Raw genomic sequence first — 17,961 nt, forward strand, 5'->3', positions numbered from 1 at the left:
GAAATCTGATTATATTTTGAGGATTCAAATTTTAAATTTGGGAATTTCTAAGAATCTTATCATACTCCTATCTTCAATTTTGACAGCATTTAGGACTAGGCATAGATATTGCATTTCTAACATTAAGATGTGATAGACAACAAGGAACTCAAAAACTATTATAAAAAATAGTAGCGGCTTAGCTGATACGGAACAAACTCTTTATGCCTTCGTATTCAACATGAAACGAATAACTGAACGGTGAAAATGAAATTTTGTTCTTTATTAGGACAACTAAGGAAGATATTAGTTGCATCGCCGGCTATTAATTTTTTAATTCAGTCGTGAGGACATTATGAAGCTCGAACAATCAGATCATATTAGCAGAAAATACAAACAACTGGATGATAAGGATTTGGTTCGTTTTTACCGTCAAAACGGCGACGAACAGGCATTCAGTGAATTGATGAATCGTCATCAGACGAAGATATATTCCTATATCTACAGCATGGTAAAAGATGGCGGAACCGCGGATGATATATTCCAGGAGACGTTTACCAAGGTTATTACTAAGATGGATGACACCTATAATGAACAGGGTAAATGGATCGCCTGGGTTATGCGAATCGCCCATAACGCAACAATTGATCATCTAAGAAAACAAAAACGGTTTGTAGACGTTAGTTCTAACTACGACAAGGAATCAAACACTGATTTCTATGATCGTTTGCCTGATGAAGATCTTGTCAGCGCACAGGAACAGCTTGAAAAAGATGAGGCAAAAAGCAGTTTGATGCGTCATATTGGAGAGTTACCTGAGGAACAACGTCAAGTAGTTATGCTGCGACATTATTATGAAATGCCGTTTAAAGAAATTGCAGAACTTACTGATGTTTCCATTAACACCGCACTAGGACGTATGCGGTATGCGTTAATAAATCTTCGAAAACTCTTTGATAAAGAAAAAGAACAAGAAGAAAATAGCTATGCGCAACGAGGATAATGATTGTATACGATATTTGATGAAGGAGATGGATCCATCAGAAGAACTGCTGATGGAACGGGCAATGATGGAGAATGAAGATCTGCTGATCGAGGTTGAAAGTATGCGTCAGACCCTCCAAAAGCTTGATAAGCTGCCTGAAGTATCTCCTCCGTCAGATGTTACCGATGCAGTAATGCAGAAAGCTGCTGAACAAGCAGAGAAAAACAGAAAGAACAATGCTTATAAAAATCCATTTAAGATGGCGGTAGCAGCCACATTGGCACTCACCATCACGGCCAGTGGCGCTTGGCTCTTTATTGGATCGGAGAGCGACAACGAACAAGAGCTGCAGACTGTATCTCCTTCTTCTACATCCTCGACAGCACCGGCCCAGGTAAACGAAAGTTCTGCTGGTGTTCAGTTTACGGATAGCAAAGAAGATCTTCCTCGTCCTTCAATTTCAGCTGAAGAGAGTAATGTAGATCCGTGGGTGGATCGGAACGATATTCTTCGTTTTGGTGAAAACTTTACCGAGCAAAATGAACAGTTCCGGGCCATAATGGATCAATCCGCACAGAAATTACGATTAATTGAAAATTCTATACCAACAAATCGTAATGTAAACTCTGTACAATTAACCGGGTCGGGTAATTGATTTTTGGCTTGCATTCCTAAAGCTTCTATACTTCTTTATCCGTTGTGTTAATGCCAAGACGAGGATAAAGAATGATTACCCACACCGAAGCTATCATTTTCAAATCGGTTGATTACCAAGAGTCCAGCAAAATTGTGACCATGTTCACCCGGGAACATGGAAAAATTGCCCTGATGGTCCGGGGTGTTAAAAAACCAAAGAGCAAATTTTCCGGACTCATTGAGATTGGTAATATCCTGGATGTTGTTTATTACTATAAGAGTTCTCGTTCGGTACAGATATTGTCTGAGGCAAGCTACGCAACTAAGAACAAAAATCTGCGGTCCGACTTTGAAAAGATGGCAACCATGACCTCGGCCATCGAGCTTATTAATCAGCTGTTACATGAGAATGAGGTAAATGAGTCTCTCTTCGATTTTACGAAAAACATGCTCTGCTGGCTCGATTCAGCCGATATTCACCCGCCCAAGTTATTTCCCTACCTGCAGATACGCCTTGCAGAACTTACGGGGATAGGTTTGCAACTTGATACTTCCCAATCACAGGCAGAAACGAACTATTTAAACCTGGAATCGGGTTTAGTTACTGATAAAAGTGTTTCATCCCATGCTTATATTTTAACACAAAATCAGTATCATTATATAAAGATCGCTTTGCAGTCACATAGTTCGGCACTGTTTGAACTTTCTTTTGAGACGGGAGAACTAAAAGAGTTAATAGAACACCTGGATCGTTATTTAAAATATCATGTGGAAGGACTAAGAGATCGAAAATCAGACGCTATCTTTGAACAAATTTTGCAGGAATCGTTATGAAGACCCGAGACCGTTATTTATCCAGTATTCTGCTTGTGTTGATCGGAGTTATTATAGGCACTTTGATCGCATTTTATCAATGGGAAACACAGGTTAACGACCAGGCTGAGGTGGAGATTACTGAAATTACACACAGCTCAAAACCTCTGTTTGATGATGAGGAACTTGCTAAAATTGACGATCGCTTTTTATTTAAACAGGTAGCTGAACATGTAAAGCCCGCTGTTGTTTATATCGAGACGGTAGTTCCCATTTCACGAAATGATGTGCCTGATGATGAATATCACGATCGTGACGGGTTGTGGGGTGATGTGCTTCCCAAGCGCGCGCAAACAGTGGGCTCCGGTATTCTGATAAGCAAAGATGGATACATTCTGACAAATAACCATGTCATTGACGGCGCTTTAGATAACAGGATTGAAGTGGGGTTAAATGATAAACGAACGTATGAGGCACGTATAGTAGGACAGGATCCCAGTACCGATTTGGCTGTGTTGAAAATTGACGGGCGTAATCTGCCTTCGATGACTATAGGTAATTCTGACGAGGTAGAAGTAGGTGAATGGGTTTTGGCTGTGGGCAACCCATTTCGGTTGCGGTCCACAGTTACGGCTGGAATTGTCAGTGCCCTGAGCCGGGATATGGAAATCATTAACGATCAGATGCGGGTGGAGAGTTTTATACAAACCGATGCGGCTATCAACAAGGGCAACAGTGGAGGAGCACTAGTTAACACGAGCGGTGAACTAATTGGCATTAATACTGCTATTGCCTCTCACAGCGGCAGTTATCAGGGGTATGGATTTGCAGTCCCCTCTAATCTTGCCTCAAAAGTGGCAGAAGATATTATTGAGTATGGCGAAGTACGACGGGCGCTGTTGGGTGTAACAATTCAAAGTGTGGATGCTCGCATTGCCAGCGATCTGGATATGGATACGATCCGTGGCGTTCTGGTGACAGCAGTTTCACCCGAGGGAGCTGCTGATAAATCAGGTTTGCGTCCGAATGATGTTATATTGAGCGTTAATGGAGATATTGTGAATGAATCGAATCAGCTGCAGCAAAAGATTGCCGTTTTGGATCCCGGTGATAACGTCGATTTAAGGATTTATCGGAATGGTAAAGAGCTGACAAAAAATGTTGAGCTCGGCACGTTGACCCGAGATCAGCAGCAGCTTGCACTAAACAATAGCTCACCGGAGGGATATTACCACCAGGAGGATACGGAAGGTGATGAGTCACCGGAGGAATTTCAGAGAAGAGGTTTTGCTACTTTTGATCTGGGATTTCGTGTGATGGCTCTATCATATTCAAGAGGAGAAACGTTTGATTTGATTATCACGGATGTTTTTGAAGGGTCTGAGGCTTTTGAAAAAGGATTGCAGGAGGGAGGCCGGATCTTGAAAGTGGGAAATGAAAAAGTTGAAGATCTGGAATCTTTGAATGATCTTATAACGCAAAATTTTGAGGAAAATAACTCCGTTCTTTTCGAGATCGAAATGCCTGACGGACAAACTGAAACATTTAAATTACAAGATAAATAATTTATTAATGCATCGTATTCTCACTTTTATTGCATGTGTTTTTTGTATAGGAATCATAATCTCGTGTTCGGGAATGGAAGAAACGGCACAAGAGAGTGCTCAGGAAGAGATGAAAGAAGCCGAGCAATACCCATCCTGGTATCCAGAACAGGAGGTAGTTAGTGAAGCGGATACGATGTATGGCTATGCTACAGCGGTTGATAAGGATTCGGCGGCTGCTGTTTCAAAGGCGGCAGCATGGGCAGAATCGGTATTAAAAACTGCGATATCTGATAAGCTTGAAAACATCAGGACTGAAGCCATGGAGGAGTCGGGTGACGCCTCGGGGCTGAATAATTCTGATTTCTTGATCGCTCTTCGAGAGGTCGATGAGGAGGTTAGTCCATTGATCAAAACAAAAAATAATCAGGTAAAAACGGTGGAAGGTTACGATAGTTATCGCAGTTTTGCTGAAATAAGTGTGCCGAAAGATAAGCTAATCGCAGAAATTGATGAACGATTATCCGCCCACCAACAGGTCTGGAATACGATGAAGGAATCCAAAGCTTTTGAGAGCTTTTAGTTGGATATAACACTACTAAAGGCTCTAAATAAAGCTGTCTCTGATTTCCTTATAAATAGTAGGGTAAGATAAAGCCCATCTTTTGTGTCATTTCGAACGCTCCCGAATACTTTCGGGAGAAGAGAGAAATCTTTGTTCTTACCAGATAGAAAACAAAGATCTCTCCCGTTGGTCGAGATGACAAACCATAATAAAACCCGCAAAGTTTTCGAAACTTTGCGGGTTTTTCTGTATAAAAGAACCATACAAATTCTCCTTTCTGTCATTGTGAATGAAGCGCACGGAGTGAGCGAAGTGTGGCAATCTCCTTGTATGAGGATCGCCGCGGCCCTAAATTCACCAGCCTCGCGATGACAGATCTAAGGGAAAGTTTTGGAACGTCCCTAAATGAAAAGAGAATATTTACATATTCGATACGATCTCTTCGCCAAACTCCGAGCACTTGAGCAGCGTAGCATCATCCATCAGCCGCTCAAAATCATACGTCACACGCTTATTCATAATCGAGGCTTCAAGACCTTTCTCGATGAGATCGGCTGCTTCGCCCCAACCGAGATAGCGCAGCATAATTACGCCTGAAAGAATTAGAGAGCCGGGATTCACTTTATCTTGTCCGGTATATTTCGGCGCTGTACCATGAGTAGCCTCAAATACCGCCAGACCGGTATTGTAATTGATGTTGGATCCCGGAGCAATGCCGATTCCTCCAACACAGGCAGCTAATGCATCCGAAATATAATCGCCGTTCAGATTCATGGTAGCTATCACGTCGTACTCATCAGGACGAGTGAGAATTTGCTGCAAGAAAGCATCGGCGATTACATCTTTGACGACAATACCGTTGGGAAGTTTGCACCAGGGTCCTTCACCAATAACTTCAGCATCATACTCTTCACGAGCCACTTCGTAGCCCCAGTCTTTAAAGCTGCCCTCGGTAAACTTCATGATGTTACCTTTATGAACCAGCGTCACATTGTCACGTCCTTCCGAAATGGCATAATCAATGGCCGAGCGAACCAGTCGCTTAGTCCCTTCTTCAGATATCGGCTTAATGCCCAGAGAAGTTGTATCCGGAAAGCGAATCTGGTCGACGCCCATGTCATCCATAAGAAAATCTTTGAGCTTTTCATTTTCGGGCGTTCCCGTCTGGTATTCAATTCCGGCATAAATATCTTCAGTGTTTTCGCGGAAAATAACCATATCCGTTTTTTCAGGATGTTTTACCGGGCTCGGTGTTCCTCTATAATATTTGACCGGACGCACGCAGGCATACAAATCCTTGTTTTGGCGGATGGCTACATTCAGTGATCGTATTCCACCCCCAACTGGTGTAGTTAAAGGACCCTTGATGGCTACTTTGAATTCTTCAATTGCATTCAGCGTATCTTCGGGCAGCCACTGGTCTTCGCCGTAAAAATTAACCGCTTTTTCTCCGGCATAAATTTCAAACCACTCAATCTTTTTTTCGCCGTCATAAGCTTTTTCTACGGCACTGTCGAGCACATTCTTCATGGTAGGAGTAATATCGATTCCAATGCCGTCTCCCTCGATGAAAGGAATGATTGGATTATCAGCAACGACGAGCGAACCGTCGGATTCTACTTCAATTTTCGTCCCATTTTCGGGAGGTGTAATTTTTTCGTAACTCATGGCTATACAAGGAATAGTTTTAAATTTAAATTGCCTTGAAGTATACCAAAAAAATGACGCAGGTGCACAGCTTCAAAAGGATGGAATTTACCGGCTGAAATTTAAGTTATAATCTCGTTATATTATCCTTACGCAGAAAACAACAGTTAGAAAGGATCTGCCATGATTAAGCCAATGTTCGGGCATCGGCCCAAGAATAAAAAATTTAAGTACAAGTACCGCTATTACAATCCGGAGAAGGAGATGAGCCGGCGTGAACGTATCAAGATTAGGCGTCCATATAAAAAAACACATCAGGGGCGATCGGTGTTGATGTATGCGCTGGGGTTGTCGCTGGTAATTTATATCATGTACTTACTGTAACCGGCTTTTTAAAGTTCAAAGCTCTATCATTCAGGATGATTATTTTGTATCATCCCGCCAACCGTAATTTTATTAAAAGAAGTATAGACACTTGACCCAGGAAACGGATTCTCAAGATTCCATTATACATCAGCTTCCTCCCGAAATATCCAATAAAATTGCAGCCGGTGAAGTTATCCAGCGTCCGAGTTCGGTCGTCAAAGAGCTGCTGGATAATGCTATTGATGCCGGTTCTGATGAGTTGAAGATTATCGTTCAGAATGCGGGACGCACCCTTATCCAGGTTGTGGATAACGGATGTGGCATGGGCGAAGAGGATATCCGACTTTGTTTTCAAAGACATGCCACTTCTAAGATTAAGGATGTGGAGGATTTGTTTCGCGTCCGCACACTCGGCTTTCGCGGTGAAGCGATGGCTTCAATAGCCTCAGTTTCGCAGGTGACGCTAAAGACGAAACGTCCCGGCGATGATATCGGCTATAAATACGAGATCTGGGGCGGTGAAGAGAAAGCATTTGAGCCAACCGCTGTTGAAGATGGAACTTCGGTGGAAATCCGAAATCTGTTCTACAACGTGCGGGCTCGGCGACAATTTCTTAAAACCGATGCCACGGAATTTCGTCATATCCTGAAAACCGTTCAGCAGGCGGCGCTGGCACATCCGGATCTGGGGTTTGAATTTATCGCCGACACCGACACGATTTATGATCTGCCCAAAGATCAGCCGCTGAAAGAGCGTATCGCCGAGATGTTCGGCAAAAGCTATAAAGCCAGCCTTATCGAATTTGAGGAAGAAACCAGCTACCTGACCGTGAGAGGTATTTTAGGCGATCCCAAACTAACAAAGCGGAGCAGGGGCGAGCAGTTTTTGTTTGTGAACGGACGTCCGATTCAGCACCGCTGGTTGACGCATGTAATTTTGAATATCTATGATACATGGACTGGTGAAAAGGATTATCCTTTCTATGCGATTTTCCTTGAGGTGGATCCCAAACAGGTTGATGTAAATGTGCATCCGGCCAAAGAGGAGGTCAAGTTTGAGGATGAACGCAGCATGATCAAGCTAACCAAATCCGTTGTTAAACGGACTCTCAATGAAGAATTTTTAGTACCTGATGTCTCTGACCGAGAAGAAAGTTCTGCTCGTCGTTCGTCCCCAGGTGGTTTTTCATCGGATTTTAACTTCGGCGGTCCCAAGAATAAGAACAAAAGTTCTGGAAAAGACCGACCGGTTAAGTTTCCGTCGCGCATTAATTTTGATCGTCCTAAATCACAAAAGGGAGATCAGAATGATTTCTCAAAGCAGCTGTATGATTTTGATCAGCCGAAACAGCAAAAAAAAGATAGCGAAGAAGGACAGGGTGATCCCCCACAGCGCATGCGCGATCGTGGATTTTGGCAGCTGCATGACCGTTATATCTTAACACAAACCCGTTCGGGTTTATGTATGATCGATCAGCATGCGGCGCATAAACGTATTGTGTATGAAAAAGCGCTGAGCGCCACCGAGGCCGCTATTCCCAGCACGCAGCAGCTGCTTTTTGCCCAGACAGTGGAGTTTTCAGCCTCGGAATACTCACTGCTCGAAGAGCTGCATCCGATTATTCAGCGCATGGGATTCAATGTGGAGCTGATGAGCGGTAATACAGCAATGGTAAGTGGGGTCCCGGCCGATATTGACGTAGGAGATGAGCATTCGGTTCTGAAATCGATGCTCCATCAGTATCGCGAACTGGATGGCAAGTTTGAATTTGATGAGCGCCGGAAGCTGGCTATTGCTTTTGCATCCAAGACAGCCATCCCAAAAGGAAAAAAACTGACAGATGTGGAAATGGAGAATCTGCTTGACCAGCTGTTTGCCTGCGATGAACCGTATCAGGATCCGCTTAATAAACCGACGATTGAATATATACCACTTGAAGACATTGAGGCGCGTTTTCGGTAGGAATAACTGATTTGTTGAATTATAGATTTATTGATTTAATCAGTTATCTTTTGCTTTTCTACGATTCAATAATTCAAAAATTCGATAATCCAACAATTTTAGATGAACATTCTGGCAGTTGAGCCGTTTTACAGCGGTTCGCACAAGGCTTTTTTAAGGGGATTAGAGGAGCATTCCCGGCATAATATCATCCCGATAAATTTGAGTTATAAGGGACGCAAATGGCGGATGCACGGAAATTCTGTAGTACTGGCCGGAATGGCGCAGGAAGTGGAGGAAGAGATTGATCTGCTTTTGGTGAGCAGTATGACGCACCTGCCGGCGTTTTTATCACTGACAAATCCCCGATTTTCTCATGTTCCCAAACTGATGTATATGCATGAAAATCAGTTTACGCAACCTGTGCCAGAGGGAGAGGAGCGCGATCAGACGTATAGCTATATAAATTATTTGAGTATGCTGTCGGCTGATCGGCTTATATTTTCTTCACAGTTTCATCGCGATGATTTTTTAAAAGCCCTGCCTGAATTTCTCGAGAATTATCCCGATGACAAATACTACTATCCTGTGGATAGAATTGCCGACAAGAGTATTGTGCTCTATCCCGGTCTGGATCTGAAGCGTTTTGACAAGCAGCCTGATCAGCGCAGCGAGAATGATAATCCTGTGATTGTCTGGAACCAGCGCTGGCAGTTCGATCGCAATCCCGCCATGTTTTTTCGCGTGTTAAATCGGCTGAATGATATTGATCTTACCTTTGATCTCATTCTGGCGGGCGACACACAGCACGAAAAGCCCGAAGAGTTTGAAAAAGCCTGGCAGCGATACGGAAAACACATTACGCACTTTGGTTATGTTGAAGACCGCGAAAATTACAGTCGGTTGCTCCACAGTGGTGATATCGTGGTTTCGACGGCTACGTATGAGTTTTTCTGCGTGGCGATTATGGAGGCTATCTACTGCGGTTGTCACCCGCTTGTGCCGAATCGGCTGCATTACCCAGAACTGATTCCGGAAAGCCTGCACAAGCCACTACTGCACGCCCCGGTGCTGTACGATACGGAAGATGATCTTTTCCATCATCTTAAAGATCTGCTTACCAGAGAGACAAAACCACTGCCTAAATCTTCGCTTCAGAATATTAATAAGCATCTTGACTGGTCGAAGCGCATTGATGAGTTCGATGCTATGTTTGAAGAGTGCCGCGATATAGAGATCAATTCTGCTTTAACTTAGCTGCCTGTAAGGTGAAACTGCAGAGTCACGTAAAGGGTATGGAAACACTCTGAGTAATGCTGCAATTCCTCCGGTTCCTCTGCGGTAAATTAGTTTTGTAATCCCTTTAATCTCGTCGCAATGCTTTGTGTTGCGACGATTTAAGCTCTGGGTGGGAACTAGAGGAGATGCCATCTCGCTCTACATTTAACTTCCCTGGGAGGGAAAAATCACAATAAACAAATCAGTAGCGCTCGTGCAGTAATAGAGGCTTGCACTCCGTGTCTCCTTTGTGAATAGCGACAGCTGATCATTCCTGAATATTTCCAACAAAACTTTTATACTACTTTTAATTTATAAACATCGGGAAATTAGGTATGGATACCAGAAAACTGCTCACAGTTGTATTTTCAGTTTTATTAGTCTCATTTATCTCATGTGAGGCACAGCAACCCGAGACCGAAGATTCACAGCAGCAATCAATTGGTACTGATCCGACGGCTGCGATGGATACGAGTGACATGGAAATGATTGATGGTGTACCGGTTATACCGACACCGGGATCACAAATAAATGAGGATAAAGTAACTGAACTACTGGAAGAGAGCAATACATCCTATAGTGAAATATTAGAAGCCAGGGAAGAGGAGTCTATTGAGAAGAATATTGGGAGTTTAGAACAACTACTTAAAAGTGATCGTGTACGTAATGACGAGGAGCTGCAGTTTATAGTTCACAATATATTGGGTAGTTCCTATCTGAAGATGTATGAATATACTGATCAAGACAGTGACCTGAATCAAGCCGAAGAACACCTGAATTCTGCTATTTCATTATCTAAGGATCAATCAGAATATAAAGCAGACCTCGCTAATGCTTATACCAGTCGAATAGCTATCCATACATTAAGAGAGGAATATGACGAGGTAGTATCGCATATGAAGTACTTAATAAAAGAGTTTCAGAACATTGGGTATGGGTTTTATAATAACTGGTTTGCATCCCGTCAGATTGATGCCATGTACAACATAATAGACAGAGATTTACTGGATTCCGACAGGAGGGAGGAAATATTAGAATATCTAGCAGAAGTAGCTGACAAATACGATAATGAGGTGGGGGTTACTGCGCAGATGGCTCTTGCTCGATTTTATGCCGGAGAAGGTCAACAGGATAAGGTTGATGAGATCACAGAATCTATTGAGCAGAGAATGTCATCATTAAGCAATTCGGAATTTAAAGAGGATAAATGGGAACGGTTTAACATTCAGCTTACTAGCATAGAAAATAGAGGCAAGCAAATTGCTGATCTATCAGAGCGCGATACTCTTTTCTATGAGATACAGCCGGAAATGATCGACGAGGTAAGTATTACAATAGATGAACAGCAGTCTTCTTACCATTTATCAGTTCAGCTCAAGAAAGATTATCACTCCGAATATGGGCAGCTAACCGCTGAAAATATTGGAAATTTCTTAGCGATAGTGCATGATAGAGAGATCATCTCTCCTCAATTACCGACAATACAAACCGGGGTTTTCGGAGGGCGCTTCTCAATTGGACCGTTTGACAGGAAAGTGGAAGCGCAAGAACTTCACCGACAGGTCTTAGATGAATAATCAAAGCATCCAATATTGAAACTTACTTATCTCGTCGCAATGCTCTGCCTTGCGACGATTATAGCTTTTTGTAGGGAGAGTAAATCGAGAATTATCTCGCAAAGACCGTCATCTGTCGTTGGTTAATTCGTCATAAGTCCTTTGTCAAAAAACTAATAAGCCAGCAACTTATTTAACGTTTTCTTCAGCCGATGATCAGCCAGATAATGCTTTTCTAACTTCGGACTAAAAGGCACCGGAATATTCAATGACGAGCAGCGCATAATAGGAGCATCGAGCTGTTCAAAGCATTGTTCAGAAATCAGCGAAGAAAGCTCGCTCATAGGCCCGAGTGTTGTTGAAGGTTCCTGCAGAAGCAGAACTTTGTTGGTTTTGGCTACTGATTGAGTTATTGTTTCAAAATCCAGAGGAGCCAAACAGCGAAGATCTACAATTTCTATTTCTACACCTTGTTCGGCATATTCCCCGGCAATATCCTGTGCCCAGTGGACGCTCATACCATAAGTGATAATAGATGCGTCAGACCCTTCCCGCCGGACTTTCGCTTTTCCAAGCTCTTCCGGCACACATTGATCTGGGGTTTCGGCGCGAATACTGCGATAAAGTTTTTTATGCTCGAAAAATAGTACCGGGTTGGGATCATATAACGCACTATAGAGCAAATTCTGTGCATCTTCGGATGTTGAAGGCACAACAATTTTCAATCCGGGATGCTGCATAAACCACCCCTCCGGGGACTGCGAGTGGTATGGACCCGCACCAACGCCGGCTCCGTGTGGAGCGCGAATGGTGATATTCAGTGGGGGCATCCAGCGATATTGTCCTTTCGAAATATTATTGATAATCTGATTAAATCCGCAGGAGATAAAATCGGCAAACTGCATTTCAACAACCGGCTTGAATCCCTCCAGGGCTAATCCGACAGCACAACCCAGTGCACCGGCTTCAATAATCGGCGTATTTCGCACGCGCTCTTTGCCAAACTGTTCCACAAATCCTTCCGTAACTTTAAAGACACCGCCATATTCGGCGATATCCTGCCCCATAATGACAAACTCTTCATCTTCCTCGAATGCCTGTCGGAGTGAAAACTGGATCGAATCCACAAAGCGCTTTTCGGAAGAGGTACCATTCGAATTTTTAAAATTGGGTAAATCCACCGCAGTGAACAGACGCCCTTCTTCTGTATCTCGATCAAAAACGGGATCATCAGCCTCAAGAGCTTTATCCAGTTTTGGCAGAAAATTTTGATCTATTTCTTCTTGCAGTTCAGAGAGCTTATTATCTCCAGAGACAATTCCTTCTGAGATCAGCCATTCCTCATATCGATCGATGGGATCTTTCTCGGCCCAGCTCTCAAATTTTTCATCGGGGACATAAAAGGTGCCGGATGCTTCTTCGTGTCCGCGCATTCGAAAGGTTTTAGCTTCAAGAAGGGTAGGCTCTCCCTTCAGGGCATATTCTTTGGCTTCTGCTACCGCATCCATCACCGCAAAAATATCATTGCCGTCAATCTTTACCCCGCGCATGCCGTATCCCTGTGCTCGATCAACTAAATCATCGCAAGCGAACTGTTCGTTGACAGGGGTGGAGAGTCCATAACCATTGTTCTCAATCACAAAAATGACCGGTAGCTCCCAGACTGCGGCCAGGTTGAGTGCTTCGTGAAACTCTCCCTCACTGGTAGCCCCATCCCCGCAAAAGCTTGCTGCCACATACCCGCTGTCGCGTAATTTGGATGCCAGGGCCAATCCATCGGCGATAGGCATTGTTGCAGCTAAATGGGATATCATACCAACAATCCGTTTTTCGGGAACGCCAAAATGAAACGAGCGATCGCGTCCGCCTGTAAAACCATCTGCTTTGCCTAACAGCTGACAAAATAGTTTATAAAGATCAACTCCGCGCGTAGTGAACAGACCCAGATTACGATGCATTGGCAGCAGGTAATCATCATCTGAGAGGGTAGAGGTAACACCCACTGCAATCGCTTCTTGTCCCATACCTGAGAACCACTTGCTGATTTTATTTTGCCTTAGAAGTTTCAGCATGCGCTCCTCGATGCGGCGTGGCAACAGCAGGTTCTTATAAAGTGTAAGGGCCTGCTTGTCAGTCAAATTATTTTTAGGTTCAATCATTAATTATTTGAGAAAATTATGTAATTTGTCCGGCTAATTTATGAGCTCTAACATCTTGCAGATTGAGTATAATTGCAACTTGATTATTAAAATTTTCAAGAAAATTAAGGATTGGAAAATTACTTCATTTTGTTCAGCTAGTCATCGAACTAAAGATATTACGATACACTTTTTACTAAAACTATTGAAGAGATAATGGAAGCACTTGGTCGCCAGGTACTGGTTGAGTTTTACGATTGTGAAGCCGATAAAATTAATGATATAGAGTTTATCGAATCATCATTTTTGTCGGCTGTTAAAAAATCAGGAGCCACAATCATTTCTCACAACTTTCACAAATTTAGTCCGCATGGCGTGAGTGGAGTTGTGGTGATTGCCGAATCACATGTATCAATACACAGCTGGCCTGAATACAACTACGCCGCCATCGATATTTTTACCTGTGGCGATACAATCGATCCGTGGATCATCCAGGAGCATCTTAAAGAGGCTTTTGAATCAAAAAATGTTTCAAGTATGGAGATGAAACGCGGCATGTTTAAAACAGAGCCCGGTAAGAAACTGTTATTCAAACCCCAACAATCTACCAAAAATTAGGATTTAGTATAATGTCTCAACCCTCATCTACAGCATCGCTGCAAGAATTTATGATGGTCAATACACCCAATATTTTTTGCCTGGTTAAAGGAGCTTCGGAGGGGCGTACACGATTGAATGCTTTTGACAATGCGTTGCTGAATGCCGGAATAGGAGATACAAACCTGATGCGGATGAGTAGCATACTTCCTCCCGGAGCTCAACAACGACAGATAGATGATCTCAACCTGCCGCCGGGTGGACTTATTCCATTAGCTTATGCCACAATCGATTCCACCACACCCGGACGTTTTATCTCATCGGCCATTGCTGTCGGTATTCCTGAGGATGACTCTCAGCCGGGCGTTATTATGGAATTCGAAGATCACAGCAAGCTCGAGAATGTAGAAGAAATTGCTCGTCAGATGGTAATTGATGCTTTTGAAACACGAAGCCGTGGACTAAAAGAAATTAAATCAATCGGCATAGAGCATAAAGTTGAAAACTGTGCCGCCACATTTGCGGCAGCCGTATTGTGGTATGATTCCTGATACGTTATGCGTGATACGTAATGCGTATTAACCTGCAACTTGCAACCCGCAACCCGAAAATTTATGTCCCTAATTTATAACGAGCTCTACAACGAGCAAACCGGCCTCACTGTAGGAATAGACGAGGTTCTTTTCTCCGAACAAACACTGTATCAAAAAGTAGAAGTTTACAAAACCGACACCTGGGGGAATATGCTGGTTATTGACGGCATGGTGATGCTCTCTGAAAAGGATGAGTTTGTCTATCACGAGATGTTGACGCATGTAGGACTTTTTTCGCATCCGAATCCCAGCCGTGTGCTGATTATTGGAGGAGGTGATGGCGGCTCCGCAAGCGAAGCAATGCGGAATCCGTCGGTGGAACAGGTGGATATGGTGGAGATTGATGAGGCTGTTGTGCGGGCGTCGAAGCGTTTTCTTCCCGCAGTTGGCGACTGGGATAATCCGAAACTTAATGTTCTTATTGAAGATGGTATCGAATTCGTCAAAAATATTGATGAACCTTATGACGTGATTATTATTGACGGTTCTGATCCGATTGGTCCGGCATCCGGACTTTTCGAGTATGAGTTTATCCATGCCTGTTATGAGGGACTGACAGAAAACGGAATTCTTACTGGCCAGACAGAAAGTCCATGGGTAAAGGATTACCACCCCAGCATGAAAAAGGTTTTTTCTGCACTTGATGATATTTATGATACTTCCCGAATGTATTTGGCTTATATTCCGCTTTATCCCGCTGGCATGTGGTCCTTCTCATTTGCAAGCAAGGGCATCGATCCGTTGGGTGATGAGGTAACAGAAAGAGTAGATGAAGGATTAAAAAAGATAGACGGCTCTATGAAATATTATAACTGGGATATCCACCGAAGCTGCTTTGCACTGCCCAATTTCGTAGCAGATATAATCGAATGATCTTTAAGGAGTCACTCATGGGTTGTGGGGGGATCTCGATGTTCTATCCTATTTATGATTATAAAATAGAATAACAGTTACCTGGTGTACCTTTTGGCTTGATCCAAAAGGTACTAAAAGATCAAGGCTGAGAATTATGCATTCACTTCAGCCTGCAGAATGCGCGGATTTTGATGGTCCGTTCTCTGACGTACATGCTAAAATGACCTTACCGGTACAAAATCCATCTCGCATCCTTTGGCTTCTGTACATAATTCAAGGCCGTGTGATTAAAACCGTGGAACTGGCTCTACAAAATCTTCCCTTGAGGGAAGTGTCGGTTCCGGTGATTTTCCGGAACGGACGAAGGGTGTGAAAATTAAATTAATGGCAACTTAACTAAGGAGATAAACGAAGTTTCAAGAATACTCTTAGAGATTCTTAGCACCCGCTTTTGTTTTTAGTGTCTATATTTACGGATCTTACTGTTTCAAAACATGCATTTAGTTTTTAGACTTCTTAGTGACCTTAGTGACCTTAGTGACCTTAGTGACCTTAGTGCCTTAGTGGTAAAGTAAAAATTTTCTTGACTGATACATCAAACAGACTGGCATATTTCTACGTTTTTCTCGGGGCCGCCCTCTGGGGCGTAATCGGATTATTCGTTGATGAGCTATCGCAGGCCGGCTTTACATCCCTGCAAATCGTTACACTTCGAGTGGTCAGCGCTTCTATAATGCTGATTCTGTTTGTGGCCGTAAAAAATACTGATCTGCTTAAAATTGAATTCAAAGATTCATTCAGCTTTATCGGCACTGGCATCTTCAGCATTGTCTTTTTCAACTGGTGCTACTTTACAGCCATCGAAGAGGTATCACTCTCGATCGCTGTTATTTTGCTTTACACCGGTCCCGCATTTGTGGTAATTCTGTCCCGTATCTTTTTTAACGAACCGATGACTGCTCGAAAAATCATAGCTTTGATTATTACGCTGTTAGGTTGCACGCTGGTGATCCAGATTTTGCCGATCGGTGCCGATCATATTTCCTGGTACGGTATTTTAGTGGGATTGGGGTCCGGATTCGGGTATGCGCTTTATAGTATCTTCGGCAAACATGCTCTCAAAAAATATCATCCGCTGACAGTTATAACCTATACTTTCGTTTTTGCTTCAGTAGTGATGATGCCAACGAGCGGAGTGACTATTTCAGGTAATGATTTACAATCTTCGCATGTCTGGATGCAAATTTTAGGACTCGGGTTCTTACCCACAGCACTGGCCTATTTCCTGTATACAACAGGTTTATCGCTCGTCGAAAGCGGACGTGCATCCATTGCGGCCACAGTTGAGCCTGTTGTAGCGACGTTATTGGGTGTATTAGTTTTTAAAGAGGTGCTTACTGTTTATCAGGTCATTGGGATTCTGCTTGTAATATCAGCTGTTATTTTAGTACAGTTTAAAAAGAACAAGCAATCACCTAAATTACTTGATGGTTCAAAGACGAATAGAACTGTTAAGCGGGGACAAAAATAATACTATTAATTAAACAGGATGGAAAAATGGATCAGGAAAAGATATCAAGCTGGGCATGGTCAAGTTTGGGATTCGGTCTTTTAGCTGCTGTTGTTTTATTACTTGCGGGATATGGATATCAGTGGAATTGGTGGGGACTCGGCACGGCCTTTACCTGGCTGCTCCCCGGAAGTGGGGTAGTGGGGCTTATTGGTTTTGCTCTGGCTCTGTTCTTTGGATTCTCACGCTGGAATAATCCGGCCCTTAAGGGAGCTGGTATAGCATTTATTGGTGTTATTTTGAGTCTCGGTGTAATAGGCACTCTTGGATACTGGTACAATGAAGCACAACAGTATCCACCGATTCACGATATAAGCACTGATACTGAGAACCCGCCAGAATTTAGAGATATAGTTTCTTTACGTGCTGATGCTCCCAACGATACGACATACGGTGACCAGGAGAAAATAGATATGCAGCGCGAAGCGTATCCTGATGTGCAGACGCTTTATTTGGATGTAGATTACGATGAAGCCTTTGATCGCGCTCTACGTGCAGCAGAACAGCGTCCGTGGGAAGAAATTGTAACACAAGACCGTAATACCGGCATTATCGAAGCCTGGGATAAGCTGCCGTGGTTTGGCTTTATAGATGATGTTGTGATTCGCGTGGATACTGCCGAATCGGAGGGACAAAGTAAAATCGACGTGCGGTCCGTCTCTCGAATTGGACGTGGTGACATAGGCGTCAATGCCCATCGCATTCGGGAGTATCTGGAGGAAGTGCAAAACCAGTAGTTTGTTGGTTCCGTTCATTTTTTGTCACCAAAAAACGAACCAAAAAAGTGTTGTGGGAATCGTAGATTTTGTACTGGCTAAAGCAGGAAGTCGCGGATAGCTATTCCACATCAGTCATTTTTCATAAGCGGCTTTCCCCGATTCCCCCAAACCCCCAATT

General features: G+C 43.3%; 16 protein-coding genes. 14 read left to right on the plus strand and 2 right to left on the minus strand.

What is annotated here, in order from left to right:
- Nucleotides 1–334 precede the first annotated feature (334 nt).
- The 5 genes from ACT3ID_RS11015 (at nucleotide 335) to ACT3ID_RS11035 (ending at nucleotide 4,540) form a co-directional block, all read left to right on the plus strand.
- On the plus strand, nucleotides 335–982 hold the full coding sequence (locus tag ACT3ID_RS11015; protein WP_491542084.1) for an RNA polymerase sigma factor: 648 nt from the start codon (nucleotides 335–337) through the stop codon (nucleotides 980–982).
- Nucleotides 966–1,619: an anti-sigma factor gene (locus tag ACT3ID_RS11020; RefSeq protein WP_491542085.1), complete on the plus strand. Its 654-nt coding sequence runs from the start codon at nucleotides 966–968 to the stop codon at nucleotides 1,617–1,619. The genes ACT3ID_RS11015 and ACT3ID_RS11020 overlap by 17 nt, the downstream gene beginning before the upstream one ends.
- 71 nt (nucleotides 1,620–1,690) lie before the next feature.
- Nucleotides 1,691–2,434 carry a DNA repair protein RecO gene (gene recO / locus ACT3ID_RS11025; protein ID WP_491542086.1) on the plus strand — a complete coding sequence of 248 codons (744 nt, stop codon included), beginning with the start codon at nucleotides 1,691–1,693 and terminating at the stop codon, nucleotides 2,432–2,434.
- Nucleotides 2,431–3,978, plus strand: coding sequence for a Do family serine endopeptidase (locus ACT3ID_RS11030; RefSeq protein WP_491542087.1), 1,548 nt, complete (start codon nucleotides 2,431–2,433; stop codon nucleotides 3,976–3,978). Before recO ends, ACT3ID_RS11030 begins: the two co-directional genes overlap by 4 nt.
- 73 nt (nucleotides 3,979–4,051) lie before the next feature.
- Entirely contained in the window at nucleotides 4,052–4,540 is a 489-nt protein-coding gene (locus tag ACT3ID_RS11035) for a hypothetical protein (protein ID WP_491542088.1), read from the plus strand.
- A 402-nt stretch (nucleotides 4,541–4,942) separates the two neighbouring features.
- On the opposite strand, the gene icd is transcribed toward ACT3ID_RS11035, so the two are convergent.
- The gene (gene icd, locus ACT3ID_RS11040; protein ID WP_491542089.1) at nucleotides 4,943–6,190 is read right to left on the minus strand and encodes an NADP-dependent isocitrate dehydrogenase; all 1,248 of its coding nucleotides are present in this window, start codon (nucleotides 6,188–6,190) and stop codon (nucleotides 4,943–4,945) included.
- A 162-nt stretch (nucleotides 6,191–6,352) separates the two neighbouring features.
- Between icd and ACT3ID_RS11045 the strand changes: the two genes are divergently transcribed.
- From ACT3ID_RS11045 to ACT3ID_RS11060, 4 genes are all read left to right on the plus strand, one after another.
- On the plus strand, nucleotides 6,353–6,553 hold the full coding sequence (locus tag ACT3ID_RS11045) for a hypothetical protein (protein ID WP_491542090.1): 201 nt from the start codon (nucleotides 6,353–6,355) through the stop codon (nucleotides 6,551–6,553).
- A 91-nt stretch (nucleotides 6,554–6,644) separates the two neighbouring features.
- Nucleotides 6,645–8,498 carry a DNA mismatch repair endonuclease MutL gene (gene mutL / locus ACT3ID_RS11050; protein ID WP_491542091.1) on the plus strand — a complete coding sequence of 618 codons (1,854 nt, stop codon included), beginning with the start codon at nucleotides 6,645–6,647 and terminating at the stop codon, nucleotides 8,496–8,498.
- A gap of 102 nt (nucleotides 8,499–8,600) precedes the next feature.
- A complete protein-coding gene (locus tag ACT3ID_RS11055; protein ID WP_491542092.1) occupies nucleotides 8,601–9,734 on the plus strand; it encodes a tRNA-queuosine alpha-mannosyltransferase domain-containing protein in 1,134 nt (377 codons plus the stop codon).
- 356 nt (nucleotides 9,735–10,090) lie between these two features.
- Nucleotides 10,091–11,332 (plus strand): SecDF P1 head subdomain-containing protein, encoded by a 1,242-nt coding sequence (locus ACT3ID_RS11060; protein WP_491542093.1) that lies wholly within the window; start codon nucleotides 10,091–10,093, stop codon nucleotides 11,330–11,332.
- Between the two features lie 152 nt (nucleotides 11,333–11,484).
- On the opposite strand, the gene ACT3ID_RS11065 is transcribed toward ACT3ID_RS11060, so the two are convergent.
- Entirely contained in the window at nucleotides 11,485–13,470 is a 1,986-nt protein-coding gene (locus ACT3ID_RS11065) for an alpha-ketoacid dehydrogenase subunit alpha/beta (RefSeq protein WP_491542094.1), read from the minus strand.
- Nucleotides 13,471–13,665: 195 nt separating this feature from the next.
- Here ACT3ID_RS11065 and speD point away from each other — a divergent pair, with 195 nt between their 5' ends.
- The 5 genes from speD to ACT3ID_RS11090 all read left to right on the plus strand — a co-directional run bounded on the left by speD (nucleotide 13,666) and on the right by ACT3ID_RS11090 (nucleotide 17,801).
- Nucleotides 13,666–14,067: an adenosylmethionine decarboxylase gene (speD, locus tag ACT3ID_RS11070; protein WP_491542095.1), complete on the plus strand. Its 402-nt coding sequence runs from the start codon at nucleotides 13,666–13,668 to the stop codon at nucleotides 14,065–14,067.
- Nucleotides 14,068–14,120: 53 nt separating this feature from the next.
- Nucleotides 14,121–14,597: a pyruvoyl-dependent arginine decarboxylase gene (locus ACT3ID_RS11075; RefSeq protein WP_491542259.1), complete on the plus strand. Its 477-nt coding sequence runs from the start codon at nucleotides 14,121–14,123 to the stop codon at nucleotides 14,595–14,597.
- A gap of 63 nt (nucleotides 14,598–14,660) precedes the next feature.
- A complete protein-coding gene (gene speE / locus ACT3ID_RS11080) occupies nucleotides 14,661–15,512 on the plus strand; it encodes a polyamine aminopropyltransferase (RefSeq protein ID WP_491542096.1) in 852 nt (283 codons plus the stop codon).
- A gap of 565 nt (nucleotides 15,513–16,077) precedes the next feature.
- Nucleotides 16,078–17,025 (plus strand): DMT family transporter, encoded by a 948-nt coding sequence (locus ACT3ID_RS11085; RefSeq protein ID WP_491542097.1) that lies wholly within the window; start codon nucleotides 16,078–16,080, stop codon nucleotides 17,023–17,025.
- Nucleotides 17,026–17,051: 26 nt separating this feature from the next.
- A complete protein-coding gene (locus ACT3ID_RS11090) occupies nucleotides 17,052–17,801 on the plus strand; it encodes a DUF1499 domain-containing protein (RefSeq protein WP_491542098.1) in 750 nt (249 codons plus the stop codon).
- Nucleotides 17,802–17,961 lie beyond the last annotated feature (160 nt).

It is taken from the genome of Fodinibius sp. GM108 (assembly GCF_058386985.1).